Consider the following 24,381-nt stretch of genomic DNA (forward strand, 5'->3'; position numbering starts at 1 on the left):
CATTGACGTTATTGAAGCGGGCAACCAGGTCATCCGCTATCAAGTACAAAGCAATATTCAAGGTATTTAAGCGAAAATCGGGTACCAAGCGGGTCAAAGGATTCAAGGAGTAGTCATGGCTGACAGCCGAGAGAGAGCGTTCCAGAACGACATCATTGCTTCTCTGAGTGATCAGGGCTGGCTGGTCGGCAAGGCGTCCGAGTACGACAAGGTGAATGCCGTGTACCCGGAAGACCTGATTGGTTATTTCCAGAAGGCCTGGCCAGATCGATGGGAAAAGTTCTGCAAGGGCAACCCTCAGAACCCGGAAAAAGTGCTCATCCAGAAAACCGTTCGGGAGCTGGAGAAAAAGGGCACCCTCGATGTGCTCCGGCATGGCTTCAAAGTACCAGGTGTGAAGGTTGATCTTTGTGGCTTTAAACCCGATCACGGCATGAATCCTGACACGGAGCGTCGATATAGTGCCAATCGGTTGCGTGTGGTCGAAGAGGTCTCCTACTCGCCCCATGTGCGCACCGGTGACTACAACCCCCGGCTGGATCTGGTGCTTTTCGTCAACGGGATTCCAACCGCGACGCTCGAGCTCAAGAGCGAGTTTAAACAAACCGTCGAGCACGCCAAGCGACAATACAAGAACGATCGTCCGGTCAGGGATCCGGTAACACGAAAGCCGGAACCGCTGCTGACCTTCAAGCGCGGGGCCCTGGTGCATTTCGCTGTCAGCCAGGATGAAGTGGCCATGACCACCAAGCTCAATGGCAAGGAGACTTCCTTTCTTCCGTTTAACCGGGGCACCGCAGACGGTGGCGCCGGGAACCCCCGGGCCGAGGATGAAGGCCGTTATGCCACGGCTTACCTGTGGGAACAGGTGCTCCAGAAGGACGCCTGGCTCAAGGTGATTGGCAGGTTCTTGCACCTGGAAAAGAAAACCGAAGAGGATTTCTACGGAAACCGTAAGACCAAGGAAGCCCTGATCTTCCCCCGATACCACCAGTGGGATGTCGTTAACCAGCTGATTCAGGCCACCCGGCAAGAGGGTGCCGGCAAGCGCTACCTCATTCAGCACAGTGCAGGTTCCGGCAAATCCAATTCCATCGCCTGGGCGGCCCATCAGTTGGCCCAGCTCTACGATGCCGATGGCCATAAGCTGTTTAGTTCCATCATCGTGGTCACCGACCGAACGGTCCTCGATAGCCAGCTACAAAACACCATCTACCAGTTTGAGCATGCCCAGGGCGTGGTTCGGCCTATCAGTCGTGACCTGGGCAATCAGAGCAAATCGGAGCAGCTGGCCGAAGCTCTGGCCGAACAAACCCGAATCATCATCGTGACCATTCAGACGTTCCCGGCACTATTCGATGCCTTGGAAAAATACCCAAAACTGGAATCTGGCCGGTATGCGGTGATTGCGGATGAAGCCCACTCGTCCCAGACTGGCTCCTCCGCGACCAAGCTCAAGGCGATTCTTGGCGGCGATCTTCCTGAAGGAGAGGAGATCAGTGCCGAAGAGTTGCTGGATGCGGCCGTGTCAGCCCGTAAGCCAAGCGAACAGATCAGTTATTACGCCTTTACTGCGACGCCCAAGGCCAAGACTCTGGAGCTGTTTGGCCGAGAGCCCGACCCTTCCCAACCCCGGAGTGAGTCCAATAAGCCTGAGCCTTTCCATGTTTACTCAATGCGCCAGGCCATTGAAGAGGGCTTTATCCTGGATGTTCTCAAGCGTTACACCACCTATGCGGTGGCCTGGAAGCTTGCCCACCCTGACGGCGAAGACGAAGAAGTAGACTCCAAGAAGGCACGAACCACCCTGGCCAAGTGGGTCCGTCTGCATCCGTATAACATCAGCCAGAAAGTCGAAATTATCGTTGAGCACTTTCGTGAAAATGTCCGACATCTGTTGGATGGCCACGCCAAGGCGATGGTGGTCACCAGCAGTCGACAGGAAGCAGTTCGATACCAGCTGGCCATGCAGCAATACATCAAGCATCAGGGGTATCAGGATGTTCACCCGCTCGTCGCGTTCTCCGGCAGCTTGCCACCGGATGACGTAATTCCTGAAGAAGTGACAGAAACAAACAGCCTTTTGAACCCGGGCTTGAATGGACGAGACCATGCCGAAGCGTTCGACACGGACGAGTACAACGTGATGTTGGTGGCCAACAAGTATCAGACCGGCTTCGACCAACCCAAGCTTTGCGCCATGTACGTGGACAAGAAACTCAAGGGCGTGGAGTGCGTACAGACGCTTTCGCGCCTGAACCGTCGATTCCCGGGCAAAGAAACATTCATCCTGGACTTCGTGAACGATGCTCAGGAGATCCTCGATGCCTTTTTACCCTACTACAACAAAGCAGAGCTATCAGGCGTCTCTGATGCCCAGGTGGTGTACGACCTTCAGGAAGCTCTGGACGCCGAACAAATCTATCACTGGGACGAGGTAGAGGCTTTCGCGCAGGCGTTCTTTGACCCTAAGGCCCAGTCATCAAAGCTCAGTTACTACTGCCAACCAGCCCGAGAGCGCTTCAACAAACGGTACAAGCTGCTGCGAGACGAGCGTGCGGAGGTCCGAGCAGCCCGAAAACAGGCCGAAGTTGACGGCAATACCATTGGCCTGAAGCAGGCCGATGCCACACTGAAGGAAATCGGTGAAGGCCTGGATCAGCTGGATCTGTTCAAGAAAAACCTGGGTAGCTTTGTTCGCGCCTACGAATTTCTGTCCCAGATCGTGTTCTTCGAGGATCCGGAGCTCGAGCAACTGTGTGTCTTTGCCAAGCATCTGCTGCCGCTACTACGGCAGGAAGCCCTGGATGACGATGAGATCGATATCTCTGAATTGGCACTGACACACTATCGGATTACCAAACGCAAAGAACATGAACTCCGATTGGAAGGGGAAGATGACCCAGATGGCCTCGACCCAATCACAGGTGTCGGTACCGGAAAGCCCCACGATCCCGAGAAGAAACGCCTTTCTGAGATCATCGAAAGACTCAATGACATTTTTGGTGCCGAAGTCAGCGATGAGGACCAGCTGCATTTTGCGAACGGGATTGCTGATCGGGTACGCCGAGACGAAGCGGTTATGGCACAGGTGAGCAGCCATTCAACGGACCAGGTGATGCACGGGTTGTTCCCAAAGCGGCTGACTGACCTGGTACTCGATTCGATGACCGATCACGAAAAATTGTCGATGGAGATTCTGGAGAGCGAGCCAAAACAAAGGGCATTTGCATTACTGATCCTAAGCCTCTTATCGGGGAAAGATTCGGTAGACGAGAGAACGTCAATGCCTGGCAGGCAAATCGGTAGGCAGGGAAGCTCCTGAGGTAAAAATGCAAGAGTTGGTGTTTGACGTTGGAATTCTTGTAACTGCAGGCTTGGGGGTGCTGGGGTACCTCATGAAATTACGCTTGCAGCGCAAAGAAAGCGCTCGCACGGTGCTCTTTCACTTGCTTGAAATCCGTCAGCAATTGCTCATCGAGCAGCCTAAACTCGATAAGATGGTCGACGAATTTCAGTCAGAGCTTCATGGTATTTTGGGTGAGCGTCCGAACTTGAATGAACTGGTGACTAACCAAATTCCGAGGGAGCACATCGCAACACTTCTTGCTTCCATGGTCGATGGGTTGGTCAGAGCCGATCAGAAGCTGCTCAATAGCTATGAAACCGCGCTGTTTGAGTATTCGCGAATCAACCCTCTGTTAACCCATCGCCTTCGTGGCATGAAGCTTCTCCCCAAAGTGTCGGAAAATGCCTCAAACGTCGTGACCTCGCTGATAGACACGATGCCCCATAGCGAAGAGGCGTCTGTGGTTAACAGTTTCGGGAGAACGCAGATCGAGTTATCTCATGACAACACGATGAGCGAACTGATGGCGAACTTGAACACCATGGTTCGCTGTGTGAGCTGGAAAGCCGGATTTTGGTTTTGGTTTCGGGTCTGGCTGTGGCCGCTGATATGGCCTGCAAAAGAGGTTAAAGATGAGAGTCTAACGCAAGATCTGCGTAACCTATTAGAGAACTTTTTCAAGTCAGTTTTGCTCGCCACCGACCCGCCCGGGGAAATAAAGGCTCAGATTGAAACAGCCACATTAGAGGAAATTTTGAATCTATTTGAAACGCAGCTGACCGAAACGTCCAATAATTAACCGGGACTAAAATGTCTGCACCCGAGTCAATACAGATGGGCTGCAGGTAACGCTCGATGAAACGCATATTTTTGGAAAGGGTGGAGTTTTTCTGGCTGACGTAGGAAAACATTGACCCAATACCGCCTTTATAAAGAAGGCGGTATTGGTTACTACTCGCTGTTGGTTATCAGGTCAGATCAACTAAAGGGGCACTCGGCCCGTTTGCCTTAACCGACTCGATACCCGTGTCCCTGGCATACGTGGACGAATACATTTGGCTTTTGCCAATGGTCTGTCCGTTCAGCGCTTTGAGCACGAAGTAAGGCTGGCCAGCGGTAGAGGTCTTTCGATCGTAGCAACGGTCCATTGGACTGTGCTGCCGGACCGACTCGACCCCGTTCTCCGCTCCGTCTTTGTTGAGGTAGCCTTCACTCTGCAAAATGATCTCGCCATTACCTGCCTTTAGGCGAAAGTAATAGTGAGCGTTTTGGTTACTGCGGAAGAGTTCGTATCGTGCTGACATCTTAACGCGACTCCTTACGAACGCCCTTGAAAGGACGGTCATCGGACTTCACGTCCATAAACCGGCCCGTTTCTGCGTCACGTTTAACCCATTTTCCGTTACTCATTTGAGTTTGGGATCGCTTCCGGACAGCGCCGATCCGTTTATTATCACCATAGGGGCGATTCACTGCCATGACTGTTCTCCTTCTCGAACTAGTCGTTTACAAAGATGCCTTGTGGCAGTAGAATTCCCGCCGTCTAAAGCTGGTACCTACTGCCCTTGGCGGTTCAGGTCCACTAATTAGCCCGACCGATACCTAGTCGCTCGGGCTTTTTAGTGTCCCCTCTATAATACGCATCAATTTGATGGTGTCAATCGTTAGGCGTGTGTCGATCAAAACGATTTGAATGTTTGCGAGAGTCAGCCTATATTGGAGCGAAAAGAACGAGGTGTATCCGTTCACGACGACGGGTGAGGGGAAAGCTATGAACAGCGTGGAATTTGAGGGCGTATCGGGCCAACAGCTGGAGAGACTGGCACATATTGAGTTTTTGGCCTATTTCACTGGGAAGGTCACACGCAAAGACATCATGGCACGCTTTGATGTGGGTTCAGCGGCTGCGACCCGTGATCTGGGAACCTACATTGAAGCGGCTCCGGAAAACATCGTCTACGATCCCCGGCGAAAGCACTACGTAACGACCAATAACTTTAAGTGTTTACTACCGCTTTCTGCTGACAAATGCCTATCCACGCTGACAAGTGGTTTTGGCGACGTTATGGATAGCAAGGAAGAGTTTCGGTGTGCCCATCTCATTGCATTGGAAAAACCGGATCTGGACATCACCGCTACCTTCTCCAGAGCAATTTCTTCCAATCGACCCGTTGAGATCACATACGTGTCGACGTCTAATGGTGAATCCACTAGGACTGTTTGCCCGCATTCGTTAATGAACAATGGTCTACGCTGGCATGCGCGCGCTTACGATCGGAAGCGGTCAAAGTTTTCAGATTTTGTGCTCAACCGGGTGGTTACCGCAAAGCTTATACATACCGAGCATGCCAAACCGAGTGAGACAGTTAACGAAGATGTGGACTGGACAGAAAATGTCGACCTGGTCATTGAAGCTCACCCTAGGCTGGACAGCCATCACCGGCTAGCCGTCGAAAAAGAATTTGGAATGTCCAATGGCTGCTTTACCAAGCGGGCCAGGAGGGCTGAGGTAGGCTACCTGCTGAGCACCTGGAATGTGGACGCCACTACCAGTGCCGATCTAAAAGGTAAGCACATACTGCTCCACTTACGAAACGCAGAAGAAATTAAGAACATGAATATCGAAAGCTTTAGGTTGGCACCGAGTCTAGACTAGCTTTTTGCTGCTTACGAATTCTAGGCCTTTCTTATGGAGCTTGAGGATAAGCTTTCCGATGGCCCTAAAAGAGAGATGTGGTCGCTTACTGGCTTCTGTTCGAGGGTTGAGCCCACTGCGCATAATCGGCGTAAGCGTCCGGTGATCCCATCTTGAGCCTGGCGCTGCCGTCGTCAGGATAGTGTCCACTTATTTTCTAGTGGACACTTAACATGAACGAATTAAGCGTAACCAAACCCTGCCAACGCCGTCGCCGGTTTTCCCGGGAATTCAAAGCCGGGATTGTCGCCCAGTGCCGAGATCCGGGCGCATCCGTCTCCCGGATCGCTCTGTGTAATGGCCTCAACGCCAACATGGTCCGACGCTGGATCAAGGAGGCGCGACGAGTGCCTAAAGCACCAGCGACAACGCCGGAGTTCGTGCCGGTCAATCTGCCAGCAGCAACTTCAGCACGGAGCCACCACTCGGTCTCGGACAAGCGTAGCACCATCCGCATCGAGATTCCCCGCGCCAGTGGCGCGGTTGTCGTGGAGTGGCCTGCGGAGCAGGCCCACCAGTGTGCCGCCTTGTTGCGGGATCTGTTGGGATGATCCGCATTGATGAGATCTGGCTGGCCACCGAACCGCTGGACATGCGGGCGGGACCGGATAAAGCTCTGGCACGAGTCGTTCAGGTCTTCGGTTCGGCCAGACCCCATTGCGCCTACCTGTTTGCCAACAAGCGAGGCAACCGGATGAAGGTGCTGATCCATGATGGCCTCGGCATCTGGCTGTGTGCCCGTCGTCTAAACCGGGGCAAGTTCCACTGGGGCGAATCCTGGCGAGGCAAACAGTTATGTCTGACCGAAGAACAGTTATCCGCCCTCGTTCAGGGCCTGCCATGGCAACGTATTGGGGCCGATGGCGTCATCTCAATCCTGTAACCACAAGCTGAGCAATACCGCCATAGCCAGAACTGCGAATCGCTTGCAGTACAAGGGCTTGGCATACTAAGGGGCATGACTCAGCGCCCCGACATCAACCAACTCTCTGCCGGTCAGCTCCGTGCTCTCGCTACGGAACTGTTTGATCGTGTTGATAACAAAGAGCGGGCTCTGGTGCACCGTGATGCGGTCATCGAGAAGCTGACCCACGAAGTGGCCATTCTCAAGCGCCATAAGTACGCCCGGCGTAGCGAGCAGCTGGACGCGGTTCAGGGAAAACTGCTGGACGAACTGATCGACAGCGACCTGGCCTCCATCGAGGTCGAACTGGAACAGGCGATGACCGAGGAGCAGAAAGCCGCTCGGCCAAAGCAGCAACCCAAACGCACACCGCTGCCACCGGAACTGCCCCGCACCCTGATCCACCACGAGCCAGAAAATACTCAATGCCAGTGTGGCTGCCAGCTCAAGCGCATTGGCGAAGACGTCAGCGAGAAGCTGGATTATGTCCCGGGTGAGTTCACCGTTGAACGTCACATCCGGGGCAAATGGGCCTGCGACAGCTGCGAGACGTTGATCCAGGCACCGGTGCCACCGCAGGTGATCGACAAAGGCATCCCCACCGCTGGCCTGCTGGCCCAGGTGCTGGTGGCCAAGTATGCCGACCATCTGCCGCTGTACCGTCAGGAACGCATGTTCGGCCGTGCCGGCCTGGAAATCCCGCGCTCCACCCTGGCCGAATGGGTGGGTGCCTGTGGTGTGCAGTTGCAGCCGCTGGTGGATGCGTTGAGAAATACTCTGCTGGAACACAGTGTTCTGCATGCCGATGAAACCCCGGTCAGCATGCTGGCCCCGGGCAAGAAGAAAACCCACAAGGCCTACGTCTGGGCCTACTGCACCACACCGTTTGCCGACCTGAAGGCAGCTATTTACGACTTCGCACCCAGCCGTGCAGGCGAACACGCCCGAACCTTCCTGGGTGACTGGCGGGGCAAGCTGGTCTGTGATGATTACGCTGGCTACAAGGCCGGGTTCGGCAACGGCATTACCGAAATCGGCTGTATGGCCCACGCCCGGCGCAAGTTCTATGACCTGCACGAGGCCAACAAGAGCGAATTGGCGGCCAAGGCCTTGGAATACATCGGTGGACTCTACGAGATCGAGCGGGAAACCAAAGATCTGCCACCGGATATGCGGCGGGAAATCCGGCAAACCAAAGCCAAACCCCTTGCCGATGCGCTGCATCAGTGGATGCTGGCCCATCGCCAGAAAGTGCCGGATGGCTCCGGCACGGCCAAAGCCCTGGATTACAGCCTCAAACGTTGGGAAGCGCTGACGCGCTACCTGGACGATGGCGCTGTGCCCATCGACAACAACTGGGTGGAAAACCAGATCCGACCCTGGGCGCTGGGGCGCAGCAATTGGCTGTTTGCGGGTTCACTGCGCAGTGGTCAACGTGCGGCTGCGGTCATGACCCTAATACAGTCAGCGAAGCTGAATCGGCATGATCCCTATGCCTACCTGAAGGATGTGCTGACTCGCCTGCCGACACAGAAGAACAACGCCATCGACGAGCTATTGCCCCACAACTGGAAACCGGCCATACCTAACAAGGTGTAGGCCGGACGTGTATGGAGAGCCTTCTTCGAAAGCTGGACAAGGTGCCAACTCTAGACGGCAGGATATGCCCTGGGAGATCGATGAGAGAAAGAGGAGGCCATAAGTAGAAAATTTCCCAAGCGACTGGTGGCTCGCTAGGCATACGTGTCGTGTTACTCCTAAGTTATTAGACACACTAGATTTTCCGGGCTTTGCTGGGCTGCGGGTGTCGCAGGTGTATGCCGCACGGAGATCGCAGTTAAACCTGATACTAGGCCGGCTCATGCACTAGCCGGATGTCGATTTCTCTGTCGACATACTTCCACTCCACCGAGGCCCGGAGTTCGGCCAAAAGCCTGTTAAAGCCCGGCTCATCAGACGGGGAATATTCGAACCACGTCAAGAAGTCGAAGGGTTCGCTCTCGCCCAGGTCCCGACAATGGTGGAGACGACGGGCCACAGCAGGGAGATATTGGAGCCCAATGTGAATGTGACGGGACTGCTCCTCAAAAATCTTCCGGCGTTCGTCTTGAGCCAGTCCCCACCATGAGGGGTTTTTCCGGATAGGGATCAGGGCGGCACAGGTGGCCTCTGCTCGACCCAAACTTGGCTGCTTCGCCACGAGACGATCCTTCTCTTCACGCACGACATAACGCTCGTTACTCGTTATCCCGCGAAGAAGCCATTTGGTGCCCAAAGGCTGCGGCGAAACAGAGCCAGCGGCTACGTCGAGCCGGGGGATTCCAGGGAGAGGGGCTCCCGCCACGGCATCCATCCGAACAACGCGCCAAACACCCGTTTCTCCACCAGCGAACGTAAATAATCGTGTATTCATCAGTTTCCTCTCAGGCCTTTCGCCTATTTCTCAGCCAACGCAAAACCGGCATTGCCCGGCGCAACCACTGAAACAAATATAAAAGGTTCGGGGCCAGAGTTCATTGCACCATGTACCTGCCCAGGTTTTGCGATCGCAATATCTCCAGCTTTAAGATGAGTGACTATGCCGTTACCTTGATGATATTCGGCTTCACCTGAGATAACCGTCCAAGTATCTTGGCCGTGAGGATGTACATGGGAAGCTATTTCCTGCCCAGGGTGGGCGTGCCAAACAACGACGACAGAGTCATTGGTTTCCAGAACAACCGAACGAATCGGTTCGCCGTTAGACGGACGAACATATTCATCCACCGAAAAAATCCGCGATTCAGTTTCTGCTCTCATGTTCACACCCATTTAAAACTGATTGGACACGTACTCTAAACGCAACTGCGCCTGGACAGCACATGAAGATATGTACCTAAGCGCCCTTCGGGAAAACTATGCTCTGGCGCACAGAGACCGTCAATACTCCGTCGTGGGTAGGCATGACATAACGGGAGGAGACGGGCGACGCTTTGGTCATATGTACATGAGAAGGTGGCTCGCCCGCTCGGCAGGGTTGTTGTCGATGGGCAGGTGTCCCCCTTTCGATGTAGCGGATCAGCTTTAACCAGTTGCTCGCAAGGCAATTGATTGCTTGCCCAAGGCACTTTGACGACGTGACCTGGGGAGGGGTTTTGTCCAGCCTAGCTTTCAGTTGCTCCAGGAAAGCCTGGCTTTGCGACTGGCGCGTCTGGTATCGCTGGGCATCGCCCGCCTCTTCCATGTCGCGCTCGATGCCGTAGAGCTTGTTGATAAGAGTCAGTGCCATCTCCGCTCGGCCGATCTTGCCCTTGGATTGAGTTTTCTGATGAACTTGCGCCGCGCATGCCCAGCAACCTATACGCTCGACGCCTTTCTGCCTCCAGGAGGCGCTGCGGCACCTCCTGGGTACGGCTAGCGGTGTAATTGAACAGGATGACCGGAAGATTTGGTGGGCCACCGCGATCTCCTCAGTAGCTATAGCCAAACAGGTTGGGTATGAGAAGTTCAAGGGGGGGCGAGCAAAGCCCCCGTTCCAATTGATTCTCTATTCCACACAAATGGCGATATAAGCCGGCGGGTGATGACGACCCTGGAAGCTCTGGCATCGAGAGTGGATGTCTACTCCATCGACGAGGCGTTTCTGGATCTGACCGGAATCGACCGGGTGGTAAGCTTCGAGCCTTTTGGTCGGCAGGCGATTTGGCTCAAGGTGGAATCACCGGACGGTTACTAATCGGCGTTACGTTAAGGTCGCAAAGCGAACATTCAGATGGTGGGACAACACAGCGCTTTACGGCAGTTTTGGAGTCGCGAAGCGGTGGGGAAATTGTATGGCAACAGCGACTGGCTATAACGCTCTCGCCTGATCTTCTAGCTTTGAAAAATACTGAAAGCACAAATCGCAGAAGTGTTGAAGAAAACCAGTCTTCATAAAGACTGATTCACCTGAAAGGTGCAGAAGATTCGATTCCGTGACGTAGTCAACCGCTGCGGACTTACTCATATCAAGAATTCCATAGTTGTGTGCAAAGCTATTCCTTATAAAACGAATAGTATCGATTTCTGTTAATGCGTGCTCAGCCTCAGACAGGTCGATGGAGCAATATTTTTTGAGCCAGAAATGGTTTTTATAAATTTTGGATCTATCTTTCTTTTCAGATTTTTCCAGACCTTCGACAACTCCGGAATAATTTGAATATCGCTTACAGAATTTGTCTAGTTCGTACTCAAATATTCCATAGATAGTGATGAGAAACGATCTTCTTTCATAGTTTGGAAAGGTACTACCTAAAAGGCTATCAAGATCGAAGTCAATATCGTTGATGTTGCCTATGTTCCTGACGTCAACTGCATGGGTTACCACCGTGCCATCGTCTTGCTCGATTTCAAACTCCATCTGCTCTGTTATCACTAATTGCTTGACGATCGACGAAGACTCTTCAATTTTCCTCTCAGCGACAGTGACAAAAGCTCGAAGAAGGTCAAATTCTCCCCGAGCATTGTAAGCCCATGACTTAGGGGTATTGTTGAGTCCCATGATTCACTCTGTCCTTTAGTTATTTGCCAAGCGCTCAGCTGCCGCTTTAAAATTGGGCTGAAGCGCATAGTTAAGCCAGATCCTCGACGGCCTTCCAGTGTATGCAATTCTCTGGTAGAACAGCAGCTTCCACACCAATCAGATAATCAAGTAACGCTTTTACTTTAGCGCGAACATTTTCATCCTCTCTAATTCGCACCAGCGCATTATATGGCTTCTCATTTTTTGCCTCTTCCCCAAAAAGAGCCGTTTCAAAGCAGGTCCTGCAAGCAACGAGGTTTACACTTCCATCTTCTTCCTGCAACTCTGCGATAGTGCTATTCATTCCCCAGGCAGGATTTTTACTCCCTTTGGCCGTGTACTCCTCATCTGTATCGTGAAGAATGCAAAATGACTTAGAGAACTGTTTCAGCACTTTGGCAACTGATGGAATGATTCCTTTCCCCCTTGCCCTTATTATCTGAACATCACCATATTCTTCTGGGTAGAACTCTTTTAACATCGAGAACGCTGTATATTCAGTATCACCTTCAACAATAACTTGCCTGCCGCCGAAGAAAAATTCATGCACATAAGGATCGCAGACATTCATCAATTTCAAATTTCTTTTATCATCTTCGTCCAACTTGGCTCTATCTGGACGATATAGCGTAGTGCTCTTGACTTCGCTATCTTCGTCGCGAAACACTCTGATTATGGTCGTATTGTCTTTCGACAAATCTATAAATATTGGTGAGTGAGATGTAATCATAACCTGCCAATTACCGCTTTCTGGTAGATCATAAAGTACCGACCTAGCTTCCCGTATAGCTGATGGGTGCAAGCAAATTTCTGGCTCATCCAGCAATAACACATGGGGGCGAGAACCTTTCTTATCCTGAGATTCAGACAAGTATTTTAATGTTGCCCATAATAGAGTTCGCCTTGCACCACTCCCTTGGTGCTCAATAGTACTAAAATAACCGTCTTCTGGCCCCATAAGAAGATCCGCATTACCCTTGAAGGGCTGATATGCTCCCTCAAGATCAGCTTCTGGCTTTGCATCGAATTTTATTTGGTGCTTAGGGAACAACTTGCTCAAATATTCGGACACTTCACTTTCGATCACTTTGACTTCATCCTCAGTCGCCTTGACGACTTTTGTCTGAAGTTGTCGAATTCTATCTAGTATCAACTCGTAATCAGATTTTTCTTGTTCAGGATCTGATTTAATTTCTGATATTTTTTCCTTTAGCATGCTGGTTATTAATTTCGTTATTTCAGCCGCTTGCTTTTCTGGCGTTGCGAATGCATCTATCCTATGCGGAAGTGGGCGTCGAGAGTTGGCAACGTTCGGTGCGCCCCAAGGAACTTGATCATCCCAGTCATTTTTCTGAGTATCGAACCCTTGTCTCTTAGGATCCTTATTAGGGCTGTCCCATACCCATTTTTCACGTATCAACCACTCACTATCTGCGGTGGGCTCAAGCCACCTTTCGCCCGGAGCATCATCAAACACGATTGTATGCAATTCAATTGTTGGCAGATTTTCTGGATCAACTTGCCCATTGGGGAAATCATTTATTGTCAGCTTTCCATCCTTGGACCCGTGAGACATAACAGTTTCATAGGCCCTCAAAATACTGCTTTTTCCGACATTATTAGGTCCGACAAGAACAACGATGTCGTCAAGCTCGATCTCGACTGTCTCAGTCCCGATCGACCTGAAATTGCGTATCCGAAGTTTATGTAGACGTGGACGGGGAGAGTTTCCTTCTTCATCAACAAGAGGAACCACTTCTACTGATTTCTTCTTAGCAGCCATGTTATCTCCTTATAGAGGCTTAACAACAATTAGCCAGCGCGCTTTATCATTGTAGAAATTTGACTGGGTCATTATTGCTGACTTTAACCATAAATCGTGCTGCACATGAATCGATAAAACAATAGCTTAGCCGAACATGGACATCTCTGCCATTTAATCACTCAGCGTGTGCAATATGCTCCGTCAATCATACTGGATGAAATCGGCGTGATTGGTTTGGAAGCTCTTGAGGAAAGTCCTGGCTCGAATGTACGCTTCTGTTTAGAAATTGTCCGACAGCAGCGTCTTGTTACACGTTTCCTCGCTAATCATTGCCGTAATCGGGTTCAAATTCGCGCTCCCTCTCCTCCGTTTCATAAAATTCATCCGGAAGGGAAGATGCATTAACTTCTTGCGCGCCATGCAAGTGCAATCCACAAACCAGGCAGGCGAATTCTTCTGTGGCGTATGTAATGTCAACGTACTCGGTGAATGGGTCGTCCGGATCTTGATCATCAGATATTTCTTCGTCGTATTGGGTCCCACCAATTACGCCCATACCGCCACAAGCGGGGCACTCATGTAAATCATAGCCATCCACAGAGTAATCAAACTTATCATAGTGCCCCCAAGGCCTCGCCTTCTTCGAGGCTTCGATAAGTTCTTCACGCTTCTTTTCACTCTTGTGGGTGGACTTAAAGTCTTCCAAGGCATGGTCGATTCTTGTTTCGACCATCATCGATATTGCTTTCCTGGCATCTTCCAATAATTGCCTAGGAGCTTGAGCTTCATCAGCCCCCAACCATTGCTCAAGTTCTTTATTTTGTATATCGAGAAGGGTGTAAGCGGCGTGCCAAAATTTAGCTTCCCATGCGTCAGGGGACATTCCTGAAAAGGGTGACTCGCCCGAATGAATTTCTGAGTTTCGTCTCAAAGCTTGTTGTTCACAGAACTTCTGTATTCTTTTGTCAAAGTCTTTCGATATATGAGATAAACGTTCAAATAATGTTTTAGCGGTAATTGTTTTAACATCTGGAGATAGAGGGTGGCCGCAAGCTGAAAAGAGCGACTGGTAGTGGGTAGGATCAGCCACCAGTGCGGGATGTATAGTGCTCAAAGATGATTTCGCTAATAATTCTAAAGCTAAAGATGCCCATAGCTGATACTCATCCAGGACGCCTTGATTTTTTGCTCTTAATCCTCTTGCCATGTATATCTTAGATTTCGAAAACAAGGCTTCTTCCGCAAACGCTGGGCTAATTCTTTTATTCATTTCACTAGTACTCTATGTAATTCACGAGATTCGCTAGGCCTTATAGGGCCACTCGAACTACCTCGGCCATGTAAAAGCCTCCAATTATCGAGCACCAAGATATCGTCTTTTTCCCATTCAATTTCTATTTTTACTGATTTATCGAAGGCTGAACTTAATATTTGCAGCGCTATTTTCGAATCCGGGCCTATGGCATGCATACATCCGATATCATAGCGTATAAATGGACTATTATCCGATAAAATCGACGAAAAGAACGAACGTGCACCATCTTTCACAAGGAAAACAGCATTTTTTAGCGTATTCATATCGGAGTCATCTAATTGTAATGATTTCCAGTCAATCAGAAGCGATTTTCGATTGCAGCTGCCAGGTGATTTACAGCCCATAACGATATATTTACATGGCGTTGGCCAATGCGCCGTATCCACGTGATATGGGAATGACGAGAGCTGATACTGTGCGCTAAGCGAGTTGGCATAGGCTAAATCAGCGGACTTCGGTTTGAGCACTTCCACAAGAGATCTTCTTCTCCTAACACCAACTGGTTGGCCTAGACGGTTTGCGATCTGACACAAATCATCATCTAGGTTGGCCCCTAGGCGCTTCCCTTTCCACCATCCTCTCTCTCGCAGGGTGTCTAGCATCAGCGACGGTGCCTTTTACGTGTAACGCTGTTTAACGGCGGTGATTTTGTACCACTGCGGTGAACACTTTATGCTTTGAGCCTTTCACAGGTCGGATACAGAAGCAAATGTGCTCCGCAGACTAATTTGGCGAGGTCTAGTCCAGTACCAAAGTTCGCTTTTGAAGCACCACGTTGGAACTGACGTCGATGGCATAAGACCTCAGTTCAACCCGGCCAATTTATGATGACAAAGTCCGGCCACATTATGGTGTCACTACCACTCACACTGGAATTCTGAACACGTGAGACGAACATCATGCAAGATCAGCAGTCTAGTTGCGTGTCTCTCTATGGGGCAACGATATGTCGTGGGTCTGGTAACGACCGCTGGACAGAGTCGAGCGGGCGATGTCGATAAGGTGATGGTGATGCGTATACAGGAAAACCTGTGTCTGATCACTGAGCTGATCCAAGGCGCGAAGCACGCTGGCCGCCCGCTCATCGTCGGCGGTAATGAGCACGTCGTCGAGCACCAACGGCATCACACCGCGGGATTTCCCCCTGAGCTGAAGTGCCGCCAGGCGCAACGCGAGATACAACTGATCGGCGGTGCCCTCAGACAATTCATGGATGCCCATGAGTCGACCCTCCGGTCCCTTTGCTTTCAAGACCATCTGACCGTCCTGATCATCCGGTACCAATCTGGAATAGCGGCCGTCTGTGATCTTGGCGAAGAAGTTAGAGGCCGCCTGTACCATGGGCCCTTGGGCTCTTTCTTGATAGGTTGCCAGGGCGCGTTTGAGCAAAGCCTGTGCGATCGTCAGCCGACTCCATTCACTGAACGAGGCTTGGATCTCCGAAGCCGTCACAGCCATTCCCTCATGCAGTCGAGCTGCATGGTCGGACGAGTCGATGCTATTCAGTTCGCGCCGTGCATCCTCTTCGCTCTGGCGAGCACGATCTACGCTCTCTTCGCCTTCTGAAATGCGGTCCTCAAGCTCTGCAATCTTGCTGTCCAAAGAAACCTTGTCGTGCTCATCCAGTTGGGCGCGAAGGTCTTCCTCACTCAAATTGGTGCTCTCTGCGAGGGTGTCCTCGGCGTGCTGTAACTTTTCCTGCAACTGTCTCCGGCGATCAAGCTTTTGCTCAAGGTCCGCCAGCGCCTCCAGCGAGTCAACGCCGGCCTGACCCATCAACTGATTCAGAGTATCCTCATGCTCCCGGGCTTTCTGGGTGGAGCGGTCCAGGGATTTCTTAATCTGCCTGCGCTCGCTCTGCACGCGTTGGCGGTCTTCGGCATTGGTGATCGCTTTTTGCAGTCGATTGGACATGCGTTCAACCCCGGCTGGAAGATCCTTGCCCAATTCGGCGTCCAATCCCTCCGCCAGCGCGTGACAGCGATCTTCAAACTGTTTGGCAAGATCGAGATGCGCTTTGAGTTTTTCCCGTGACTTCGAAACTTCCTCTGTCTCTCGCTGAATCTCCATCAACTCATCCAAGCGACGACGCAGAGCCCGGGGGCCTGCGTTCTCAGGAAGGCCGTACGACTGGCACGCTTCACTTACCTGAACTCCGGCTTGCTCGACTTCGCGCTGTGCTTCCTGCTGTTGCTCAACCAATCGGGTTTGTTGCTTGCGCAGCAACTCTGCTTGGCGACGCTGTTCGGCACGAGCGCCACTGTCCTCGTTGGACTTATTAACCCAGCGCTGAGCGCGGGCCACCAAAGCCTGAAAGAATTCTCCCTGGGTTTGAATCCACGCGTGTTCCAGAGCCTTGGCTAATTTTTGATGCACAGTTTCGACTTGATCCTCAAGCGCTGCTTTCTGCTGAGTCTGTCTATCAATCTGCTCCGCCAACTCTAATATCGCCTGCAGCTTCAGGTGCCAGTTACCCAAAGTCTTGGGAGCCATGGCCCGTGGGTAGTTGTGTTGCTGGGAGAGATCCGACCAATCCGACTGCTCCTTTTGATAGCGAGCTCTCTGAGTTTCGATCTCTTCGGTCAGCCGGCCCGCCTCGCTCTGACGCGATACAAGATTCGCCTTGGCCTGGCTGAGTTCAGTGGCTCGTTGAACATCGCTATGAAGTTGATCGGCCATGACATCGGTACCAGAAACCATTCGCTGGTAGGTCACGGTGAGCGGCGCACCTGCGCTGTACTCCTCAATTTCCCGGTTCAGAGCGTCGCTTTTTTCCCCTTCAATGTAACGAAGCACCACAAGATCCCAGCCCCGATCACGCTGCTTGCGCTGACTGTCCAGTTGCTCCTGAGTGATTACATCGGCCCCAGCATTGAGTCGGGCGATGTCGCGCTTGGCGGTCTCGATGGCGTCCTCGGCATCTGACAGCCTCTCTTTAAGGCGCTGCCCGTCTGCCGTGATGTCATCTATCAACGCCTCCTTCTCAGCGATGGTTGTCTCAGGAATAGGGTCAACGGCTCGGGCTTGCGCCAGACCGTCAAGGCCGGCCTCGCGAAGCAATCGCTCAAGTTTGCTGTCGTCCGAGTTGATGTCGGCCTGGTATCGCCTCAGTGTCGCGTCGGCATCCGATAATGGATGCGCTTCTGCCAACGCTTGTGCGATGGCCTCGTAATCGACTTGAGAAGTCGTTTCATCCGGCGCCGGGTCGTCGCTTACCTGTTCTGCAATACTTTCAAGGCGGCCTTTGAGGCTCTGCAGTTCGCTAACCGCATCCTCAAGCCGCTCGCAATGATCCAGAGCGATTTGCTTGTCTCCCTGGCTGGGAACCCAGGACAGTACCGATTCGATCTTCTGGTCAGACAGCCGAGCGGCCATGCCCTCCAGACGTTTTGAGGTTTCATCAATGCTTGCCTGAAGCTCGCTGGCCTCGCGGGTATTCTCACGGTAATGGTGCAAATCCCTGGACAAGCCTTCGACAGACTCTCGCCAGCCAAGCACGCTGTCATCGGATGCTATGTTGTCCAGCTCCAGCTGATTATCGTCCAGCGCGATCTGGTTGGATTCCATCTGCTCTCGGGCGTCCTGCAAACCACTCTGCGCCTGGGTTCGACGATCGCGCATGTCGGCGGGCAAATCCGGGAGATCCTGGAGCTCGGCAATACCGTCGCGAGCTTGGGTGATAGTCTGAAACGTCGGCAAGGACGAGCGTAGCGTTTGGTACTTATCCCTTTCCCGGCGATGGTCCTGAAGCGACTGTTTGGCGGCGTCCAATTCTTCCTGCGCTTTCTGATGGGCTTTTTGCAGAGTAACCCATGCCTTCGGGCTGACCTGCACCTTTTTCAGTTCGGCCTTGTCGTGCTTATAGGACTTTGCGGCAGCGTTCAGAACAGGATTAGTGCCCTTTGATTTAAACAGTTCACCGGAACGTGATTCGAGCCTGGCCAGGGTTGATTTCACATCCGTCAGGCCGGCGCTGGCCTCAAACAAAGTGTTGCCAAGATTGCCTTCGCCCTTCACCAGGTCACGTCCGCCTTGCTGCAGGCGTTCGTGGTCAATCCCATACATCAGCTCGAACTCGCGTCGGTCTAAGCCTGCCTGGAGCTCGTCAATCAGCGCCGTGTCTGTGACAACCTCTGTCTGATCGGGATTGTCCGGATGAAAGCTCAACAGATCACCCTTGCGCTTTTTTAGACGGGTCAAGCCAATGCGCGAGCCGTCAGCACGCTCAAAGATGCCGGTAATGCTCAACTGGGCCGAGTCGAATCTGAAATTCATTGCGGACCGTTGAGGGATGCCAAAACGTAGGTCCGACATCGCGCGCAAGGCGGTGGACTTGCCCGCCTCATTCCAACCGACGATGAGATTCAAATTGCCTTGGTTTGACGGGCTTTCAAAATCCAGCTCAAGGCCATCAAACCGGCCGTAGGCGTCGAGGGTGATCTTCAACAGCTTCATTTTTCGGCCTCCTCGACGGACGTCAGTGTGGCGTGAATGGTGGCTTCGGCATCAAGGAGCAACTGCCGGTAATCCTGCCCTTCCAGCAAGACTTCAAGGGAGCGAAGCTCTGCTGGCATGGCATCCAGCCCCGTCTGCAATTCCTGCTCAATGAATTCCTTGAGATTCTCGGGCGAGGAAGCGATGACATTGCTGAGCCCCACCAGTTCGCCAATCGCGTCCTCGCGTTTAGCCTCGTGGTCGCGGTCGATGGTTGGCTTTAAGGCGTTGCGAACTTTTTCGATCCACAGATCGAGATGGTCGATTTCATAGCTGGCCGCCCTGACGGTGGCTGCCAGTAGGCCGGGGCTTTTGGCTTCTTCCACATAAAGGGCTGACTGCCCCTCAACGATCACCCGCACCGCATGAAGGCGGTCATCATCAGAGCCAATGTGTCTTGGGATCAGTTCGGTGACGGCGCGTTTCAATTCCGCCTGGGTCTCGATCTCGCTGCAGTCGAGCGTTATCTGGTGCCAGCGCACCACATCGGCGGACACATGCTCGGCCTGAATAGCGCCATCGTCGGACACAGAGACCAGATCGAAGCCTTTGGAGCCGGATTCTTTTACCCGGCGTCCCTGAAGATTGCCGGGAAAGCTGATCCAGGGCGTCTCGCTGACGATCTCGCGCTTGTGAACATGGCCAAGCGCCCAATAGTCGTAGTCTTTGTCGATCAGCTTCTGAGCGGTTGTGGGGGCATAATCCGCATGCCCTTCGCGACCATCCAGGCTGGTGTGCAGCATTCCAATATTGAACCAGCCCTGCACCGGGCCCGGGTAGTCGGACGCAAGGTCTTCCGGAACGTGTCTTTCAGGGAAGCTCTGGCCGTGAATGGCGACCTGGATGTCATCCAGGCGATGCGTCTCAGGTTTTCGGGAGTCGAACACAATCGCGTTGTCAGGCAGGGGCAAGCGCTTGGTCATGCCGCCTTCAGAATCGTGATTGCCATGAATGATGAAAACCGGGATGCCGGCGTGCTTCAGGCGGGCAATTTGCTCGGTGAAGAAAAGACCGGTGTGAAAATCACGCCAGTCATCATCAAAGACGTCTCCGGCCAGGAGCACAAAATCCACGCCCTGCTCGACCGCGGTGTCGATCAGGTTCTCAAACGCCCGTCGCGTGGCGCTGCGGATCTCCTCCACTGGCGCGTCAGCGTGACGGTCCAGACCGCGCATTGGGGAGTCAATGTGCAAGTCGGCGGCGTGAATAAATTGAAAATTCATACAAATGGCATCCTTTCGTCTGTCCGGCTTCGTTTTGATTCGTCTCTATCCAAGGTTCTTACTGCAGCATAAAGGTTCAAAACCGTGGTGTGGTGATCTCCACCCATACTCGAAGATCCGTCGAGCAGTTCTGACGATTTTTGCTGACTTCGACGGGAGGATAGTCGAGTTTTTCAATTTGATCACAGTGTTACGCCAAGGCGCGACCAAAACGATCCGATGTCGGACGGGGATACCTTGGCGGCATAGCGAATAGACGACGCCTGCCTGTTAAGCAGTTTGGCCAGTCCGTTCCAGGAAGGTGAACTTCCTCGGGAAGCTTTCAGCCACCTCTGAGCCATCTCGGCGTCCCGATCCTTCAGGTATTGGAAGTGGGGCATGGGGGAACCTGCAATGTAGGCGCCAGTGGCCTGGCGTTTCCCGTCGGCATACTCATCAATGCAATCGCCCGGCTTAAATCCATGCAGATGGCGGAGGCTGGTCAATCGAGAGCGCGGAATGCCATGCTCATTCTGGATCTGTCGAAAACACAGTAGGCGGCCGCGGTACCAATATCGGAAAGCGTCACTTGAATAGGCTTTTTGGTCCGCCTGCATGAAGCCGACGGCGCGTTTCAGGGCAGGCCGCAATTCAATGGGCTTCTGCCGATGATATTCGGCCCAGTCCTTGCAAGCGTAGTTCAGGCAGTCGCTCAATCGGGTTTCGTCTGCACAGCCGATCTCGCGGGCAAAGCGACGGATGGCGTCGGACCGATACATCCGTTGGCCATCGAGCAGGACCTCTTTGGAGCCGTGGCGTCCGCCAATGGAGCCGCCAGGCCGCTCATTAAGAAGTCTCTCCCCGTATTCGCGCCTCATCTCAATGATGGTTTCAGACTCCAGGTCTTGCGCTTCCCGATAGCTCAAATCGGAACGAATAACTTCATGTCGGAAGATGGCAGATGGCCCGGAGCCAAGCATTGATTCCGTTTCCCGTATAGCCCGCATGAGTCGGCTGTGTCTGGCGTAAGCGCCTGTGTCTTTATCGACGCGGAAGGCATCCCGGAAATGTGCCTCCATGCGCGTCGACACCGCCCCCGATGTGATCCCTATATAGCAGTGCCCCGCCCAGGTTCCGGTATCAAAACGGATCACGTATAGCGAACAGGTCGCCTCCCGAACCTCGATGCACAGCAGCTCAGGCAGAAGTGAGGCAAGGTCATGGATCGTGCCCGTTTTCGTCTGTGGGTTATAGCTGACGAAACCGCACTGCGACTGGCCAAGCTCCTCTATTTGGCGAACGAAGGCTTGTAGGGCGAGTAATCTGCGTCGACAGGGGGTCGATCCGTCTGTCCTGTTCCGGTCGTCATGGTACGACTTGAGCCTTTGGTGAAGCTCGCCGGCCGTCAAACCCGAAAGGCCAAGCTCCGGGACAGCCCAGGCATGTTTACGGTACCGGGAATCAGAGGACAGGATTTTTTCAGACAATGGCATCTGCCAGGCGTGTTTTGGTGTCAGCGCTTAATGAGCCGTAGTGTAAACACCCCCGTTTTAGTTGCACTGCTGTTAGAGTTTTCCCTCCTTTAACGTTTTGCCAGTCCAGGTTTCCCCTTGGCCCCAGACCCTCCAGTGTATTGGCCGGAGGTTGCGAGTTAACTCGGCCCGACAAAAAGGTCCACATCGTGTTCATTTTGACAGTTTCCGAATGTTCGCTTTTGTTTAGGTGCTTCGGTCGCTAAGCGGACATTCAGATTTCGGAATGGCGCCCAGCATCAGTGGCGGTGCGCAGCGCGGTCCGCTGAATGCTGCTATTAGGCACAATGGGGTGCTCACGGTCGTAATTCGGGCTCGTGGCGAGGTTTGCCTCAATGGTGATCGACTTCACCGTCGCAGTGGCCGGCAGCTGTCGCTGGGCAAGACGCCCGGCGAGTTCGCGCGAGCGCGAGGGCCAAAGATTTACGTGCAGGGACATCGGTAGTTGGGGAATCGGAGTTGGGGCCCAGTTTACACGCTTGTGTACTAATTGGTCGTCCACGAACCAGCGGATCTCGTCAGGGCTCCACTCGATGGCGAATCGGTGGGGCAACTCCGACGCGTCAAAGCCGAGGCAGATGGTGGTCGGCGCACCTCGGTATCCGTAGTCAAACCTCGCGCCTTCAGTGCCAGGATTATAAAAGACGTTTACCATGAGACAATCGGAGCGCTTGCCGACGATTTCCACGTCGATCTCCTGCCTGGGCGAGTCGCGGTGTAAAAAGAACCCAGTTATCACGCCGGGCACCTTTGATGCCTGAAGCGTCGTCTCGAATCTCCCGTATAGGAACCTGTCGCGGCTCGAAATTGACCCGGCGCTGAAGTCGCGGACACCAAGTCTCTCGCGCCTCACGCTGAGCACGGCCCCGCCCCCATCTCGGCATGCAACATTGGCAGGACGAAAAAGACCAAGGTTCCCAGGGAAGGTGTCGTTCCTCACCAACCAGCGCTCGCTGTCAATGCTTTCAAAGCGGTCATTGAAAACCACGCGTGAAGCTATACTCGCGGGCGAATGGGCGCGAATACCACGCCACATGGGACGAGGCTCGATCACCCAAGGCGACATATCGCGCCGCTGCTCACTCGGGGGAGTTACAGCTGAGATCTCTCTGGTATCTTCGTCTAGGAGTGGCCTTTGGCCGAGATCGGCAACCTCGGGGACGTTGGAGATTGGCGGGGCGCATCTCAGATGCTCGCAGACGGTCTTCCACTTGTCGACAGCGTTCCGGTGCAGAACGGCGACGTCTGCGCCGCTCAGTTCGTCAGGCAGGCCGACTCCATTGTCCTTCATCGCCGCGTCTTTGCTAGTGGTGACGATAAACTTGGCGTCAGGATAGCGCTCCCTCAGCGTCACGACACTCTCCATCAGAGCCCCAATGTTAACGTAGGCATCAAACACCCGGTCGCTCGATCCGGAGAGGAGTTGCACACTCTCCTCTTCAGGAAGATTTTGAAGGTCGGAGCAGCATCGATAGCCAAGCATCGAAAGAGCCATCGCAAGCGAGGTTAGACCCGATCCCTCCTCGCCGAAGGCAAATACCGGCTTCTGCTGGGGACGGATTTGAAATAACGACTGCCCTTCACAGTCTATGACGCCGATTCGGGTCAGGGCTGGCAGAATGGAATAGGAATTGGCCGAGTCCCAGTCGGATCGCTGGCTAATCAGTGACCGCCGCGTCGCCCGAACTTCGAGCGCGTCGAACTGGTGGTTTATCCAAAGGTCGACCGGTCCTTGGCAGGGCTGACCTGCCCCCAGTCTTTAATCCAACTGCTCCCTAGTAATGTCCGTTACTTTTGAATCAGTTTTTCCAAGTCGGAGAGCGGAGGCAAACTCCAGGGGTGTCTGATACCCCAAGGATGAATGCGGTCGCCGCTCATTGTAGTCCAAGCGCCAGCTGCTGATCTTTTCGCGGGCATGAGCAAGATCCCGGAACCAATGTTCATTCAGACACTCATCCCGGAATTTTCCGTTAAAGCTCTCGACGTAACCATTCTGCATCGGCTTTCCAGGCTGGATCAGCTTCAGCTCAACGCCATGATGATAGGCCCATTGATCCAATGCTCTGCCAGTAAATTCCGGCCCCTGATCGGTTCTGACGGCCTTTGGATAGCCTCTGAAGGCCGCTATGCCATCCAGGGTGCGGACCACCTGTTCGCCTGAGATTCCCATAGCAACGGGAATGTCGAGGCATTCCTTGGTGAAATCATCCACGATCGTCAGGCATTTGATCCTGCGCCCGTTGGCCAAGGAATCCATGACGAAATCCATAGACCACGTATGATTCGGCGCATCGGGCAGAACCAAGGGCTGCCGTTCGACCATCACCCCTTTACGGCGCTTGCGTTTGCGGACGGCCAAGCCTGCTTCCCGGTAAAGTCGATAAACCTTCTTGTGATTCACCTCAGCACCCTCACGACGCAGCAACTGATGAACACGCCGGTACCCGAACCGGCGACGTTCGAACGCAATGGCTTTGATGCGCTCTGTCAGTTCACGCTCCTCTGGAGTGCGTATTCCAGACCAAGGTTGCCACTGATTCCAGACGAAGCCTGCCACCCATTCCACGCGAAAGCTGCCACTGATT

Annotated in this window: 19 protein-coding genes and 1 pseudogene; 7 read left to right on the forward strand and 13 right to left on the reverse strand. The window is 53.2% G+C overall.

All coding sequences use genetic code 11. From position 1 onward, the window contains the following. The first annotated feature begins 115 nt into the window (after nt 1-115). Both MLC70_RS16700 and MLC70_RS16705 read left to right on the forward strand, forming a co-directional pair. Nucleotides 116-3,325: a type I restriction endonuclease subunit R gene (locus MLC70_RS16700; protein WP_248185467.1), complete on the forward strand. Its 3,210-nt coding sequence runs from the start codon at nt 116-118 to the stop codon at nt 3,323-3,325. A gap of 7 nt (nt 3,326-3,332) precedes the next feature. Continuing rightward, entirely contained in the window at nt 3,333-4,148 is an 816-nt protein-coding gene (locus tag MLC70_RS16705; protein ID WP_248185468.1) for a hypothetical protein, read from the forward strand. 169 nt (nt 4,149-4,317) lie between these two features. Here the strand turns inward: MLC70_RS16705 and MLC70_RS16710 are convergent, their stop codons facing one another. Next, a complete protein-coding gene (locus tag MLC70_RS16710; protein WP_248185469.1) occupies nt 4,318-4,653 on the reverse strand; it encodes a YegP family protein in 336 nt (111 codons plus the stop codon). Nucleotides 4,654-5,120: 467 nt separating this feature from the next. Here MLC70_RS16710 and MLC70_RS16715 point away from each other — a divergent pair, with 467 nt between their 5' ends. The 4 genes from MLC70_RS16715 to tnpC all read left to right on the forward strand — a co-directional run bounded on the left by MLC70_RS16715 (nt 5,121) and on the right by tnpC (nt 8,547). After that, the gene (locus MLC70_RS16715; RefSeq protein ID WP_248185470.1) at nt 5,121-6,005 is read left to right on the forward strand and encodes a WYL domain-containing transcriptional regulator; all 885 of its coding nucleotides are present in this window, start codon (nt 5,121-5,123) and stop codon (nt 6,003-6,005) included. 212 nt (nt 6,006-6,217) lie between these two features. Continuing rightward, complete coding sequence (gene tnpA / locus MLC70_RS16720) at nt 6,218-6,595, forward strand: IS66-like element accessory protein TnpA (RefSeq protein ID WP_008175582.1); 378 nt, start codon at nt 6,218-6,220, stop codon at nt 6,593-6,595. Next, on the forward strand, nt 6,592-6,927 hold the full coding sequence (gene tnpB, locus MLC70_RS16725; RefSeq protein ID WP_008175580.1) for an IS66 family insertion sequence element accessory protein TnpB: 336 nt from the start codon (nt 6,592-6,594) through the stop codon (nt 6,925-6,927). The genes tnpA and tnpB overlap by 4 nt, the downstream gene beginning before the upstream one ends. 75 nt (nt 6,928-7,002) lie before the next feature. Continuing rightward, entirely contained in the window at nt 7,003-8,547 is a 1,545-nt protein-coding gene (tnpC, locus tag MLC70_RS16730; protein ID WP_008175578.1) for an IS66 family transposase, read from the forward strand. A gap of 250 nt (nt 8,548-8,797) precedes the next feature. Here tnpC and MLC70_RS16735 read toward each other — a convergent pair whose 3' ends face one another. The 3 genes and pseudogenes from MLC70_RS16735 to MLC70_RS16745 all read right to left on the reverse strand — a co-directional run. After that, complete coding sequence (locus MLC70_RS16735) at nt 8,798-9,361, reverse strand: chlorite dismutase family protein (protein WP_001097412.1); 564 nt, start codon at nt 9,359-9,361, stop codon at nt 8,798-8,800. 23 nt (nt 9,362-9,384) lie between these two features. Next, nucleotides 9,385-9,747, reverse strand: coding sequence for a cupin domain-containing protein (locus tag MLC70_RS16740; RefSeq protein ID WP_001201003.1), 363 nt, complete (start codon nt 9,745-9,747; stop codon nt 9,385-9,387). Between the two features lie 201 nt (nt 9,748-9,948). After that, nucleotides 9,949-10,385 (reverse strand): annotated as a pseudogene (locus MLC70_RS16745) (IS66 family transposase); the annotation flags it as partial. Nucleotides 10,386-10,495: 110 nt separating this feature from the next. On the opposite strand from MLC70_RS16745, the gene MLC70_RS16750 reads away from it, so the two are divergent. Beyond that, nucleotides 10,496-10,663, forward strand: coding sequence for a Y-family DNA polymerase (locus MLC70_RS16750; RefSeq protein WP_427902115.1), 168 nt, complete (start codon nt 10,496-10,498; stop codon nt 10,661-10,663). Between the two features lie 114 nt (nt 10,664-10,777). Here MLC70_RS16750 and MLC70_RS16755 read toward each other — a convergent pair whose 3' ends face one another. The 9 genes from MLC70_RS16755 to MLC70_RS16795 form a co-directional block, all read right to left on the reverse strand. Further along, nucleotides 10,778-11,467: a hypothetical protein gene (locus MLC70_RS16755; protein ID WP_248185471.1), complete on the reverse strand. Its 690-nt coding sequence runs from the start codon at nt 11,465-11,467 to the stop codon at nt 10,778-10,780. A 70-nt stretch (nt 11,468-11,537) separates the two neighbouring features. After that, on the reverse strand, nt 11,538-13,271 hold the full coding sequence (locus MLC70_RS16760; RefSeq protein ID WP_248185473.1) for an ATP-dependent nuclease: 1,734 nt from the start codon (nt 13,269-13,271) through the stop codon (nt 11,538-11,540). 304 nt (nt 13,272-13,575) lie between these two features. Then, nucleotides 13,576-14,523, reverse strand: coding sequence for a hypothetical protein (locus MLC70_RS16765; RefSeq protein WP_248185476.1), 948 nt, complete (start codon nt 14,521-14,523; stop codon nt 13,576-13,578). Beyond that, nucleotides 14,520-15,170: a TauD/TfdA family dioxygenase gene (locus tag MLC70_RS16770; protein ID WP_248185477.1), complete on the reverse strand. Its 651-nt coding sequence runs from the start codon at nt 15,168-15,170 to the stop codon at nt 14,520-14,522. The genes MLC70_RS16765 and MLC70_RS16770 overlap by 4 nt, the downstream gene beginning before the upstream one ends. 313 nt (nt 15,171-15,483) lie before the next feature. Next, on the reverse strand, nt 15,484-19,023 hold the full coding sequence (locus tag MLC70_RS16775) for a YhaN family protein (RefSeq protein ID WP_248185479.1): 3,540 nt from the start codon (nt 19,021-19,023) through the stop codon (nt 15,484-15,486). Further along, nucleotides 19,020-20,285 carry a metallophosphoesterase family protein gene (locus MLC70_RS16780; RefSeq protein ID WP_248185481.1) on the reverse strand — a complete coding sequence of 422 codons (1,266 nt, stop codon included), beginning with the start codon at nt 20,283-20,285 and terminating at the stop codon, nt 19,020-19,022. The genes MLC70_RS16775 and MLC70_RS16780 overlap by 4 nt, the downstream gene beginning before the upstream one ends. A gap of 182 nt (nt 20,286-20,467) precedes the next feature. Further along, complete coding sequence (locus MLC70_RS16785; protein WP_248185483.1) at nt 20,468-21,751, reverse strand: GIY-YIG nuclease family protein; 1,284 nt, start codon at nt 21,749-21,751, stop codon at nt 20,468-20,470. A gap of 259 nt (nt 21,752-22,010) precedes the next feature. Beyond that, nucleotides 22,011-23,225 carry a family 16 glycosylhydrolase gene (locus tag MLC70_RS16790; protein ID WP_248185484.1) on the reverse strand — a complete coding sequence of 405 codons (1,215 nt, stop codon included), beginning with the start codon at nt 23,223-23,225 and terminating at the stop codon, nt 22,011-22,013. 330 nt (nt 23,226-23,555) lie between these two features. Beyond that, nucleotides 23,556-24,381, reverse strand: an 826-nt coding sequence (locus MLC70_RS16795; RefSeq protein WP_248185485.1) for an IS3 family transposase, incomplete at its 5' end; no start/stop codon positions are given.

This window comes from Marinobacter goseongensis, from assembly GCF_023156235.1.
Classification (GTDB): Bacteria; Pseudomonadota; Gammaproteobacteria; order Pseudomonadales; family Oleiphilaceae; genus Marinobacter; species Marinobacter goseongensis.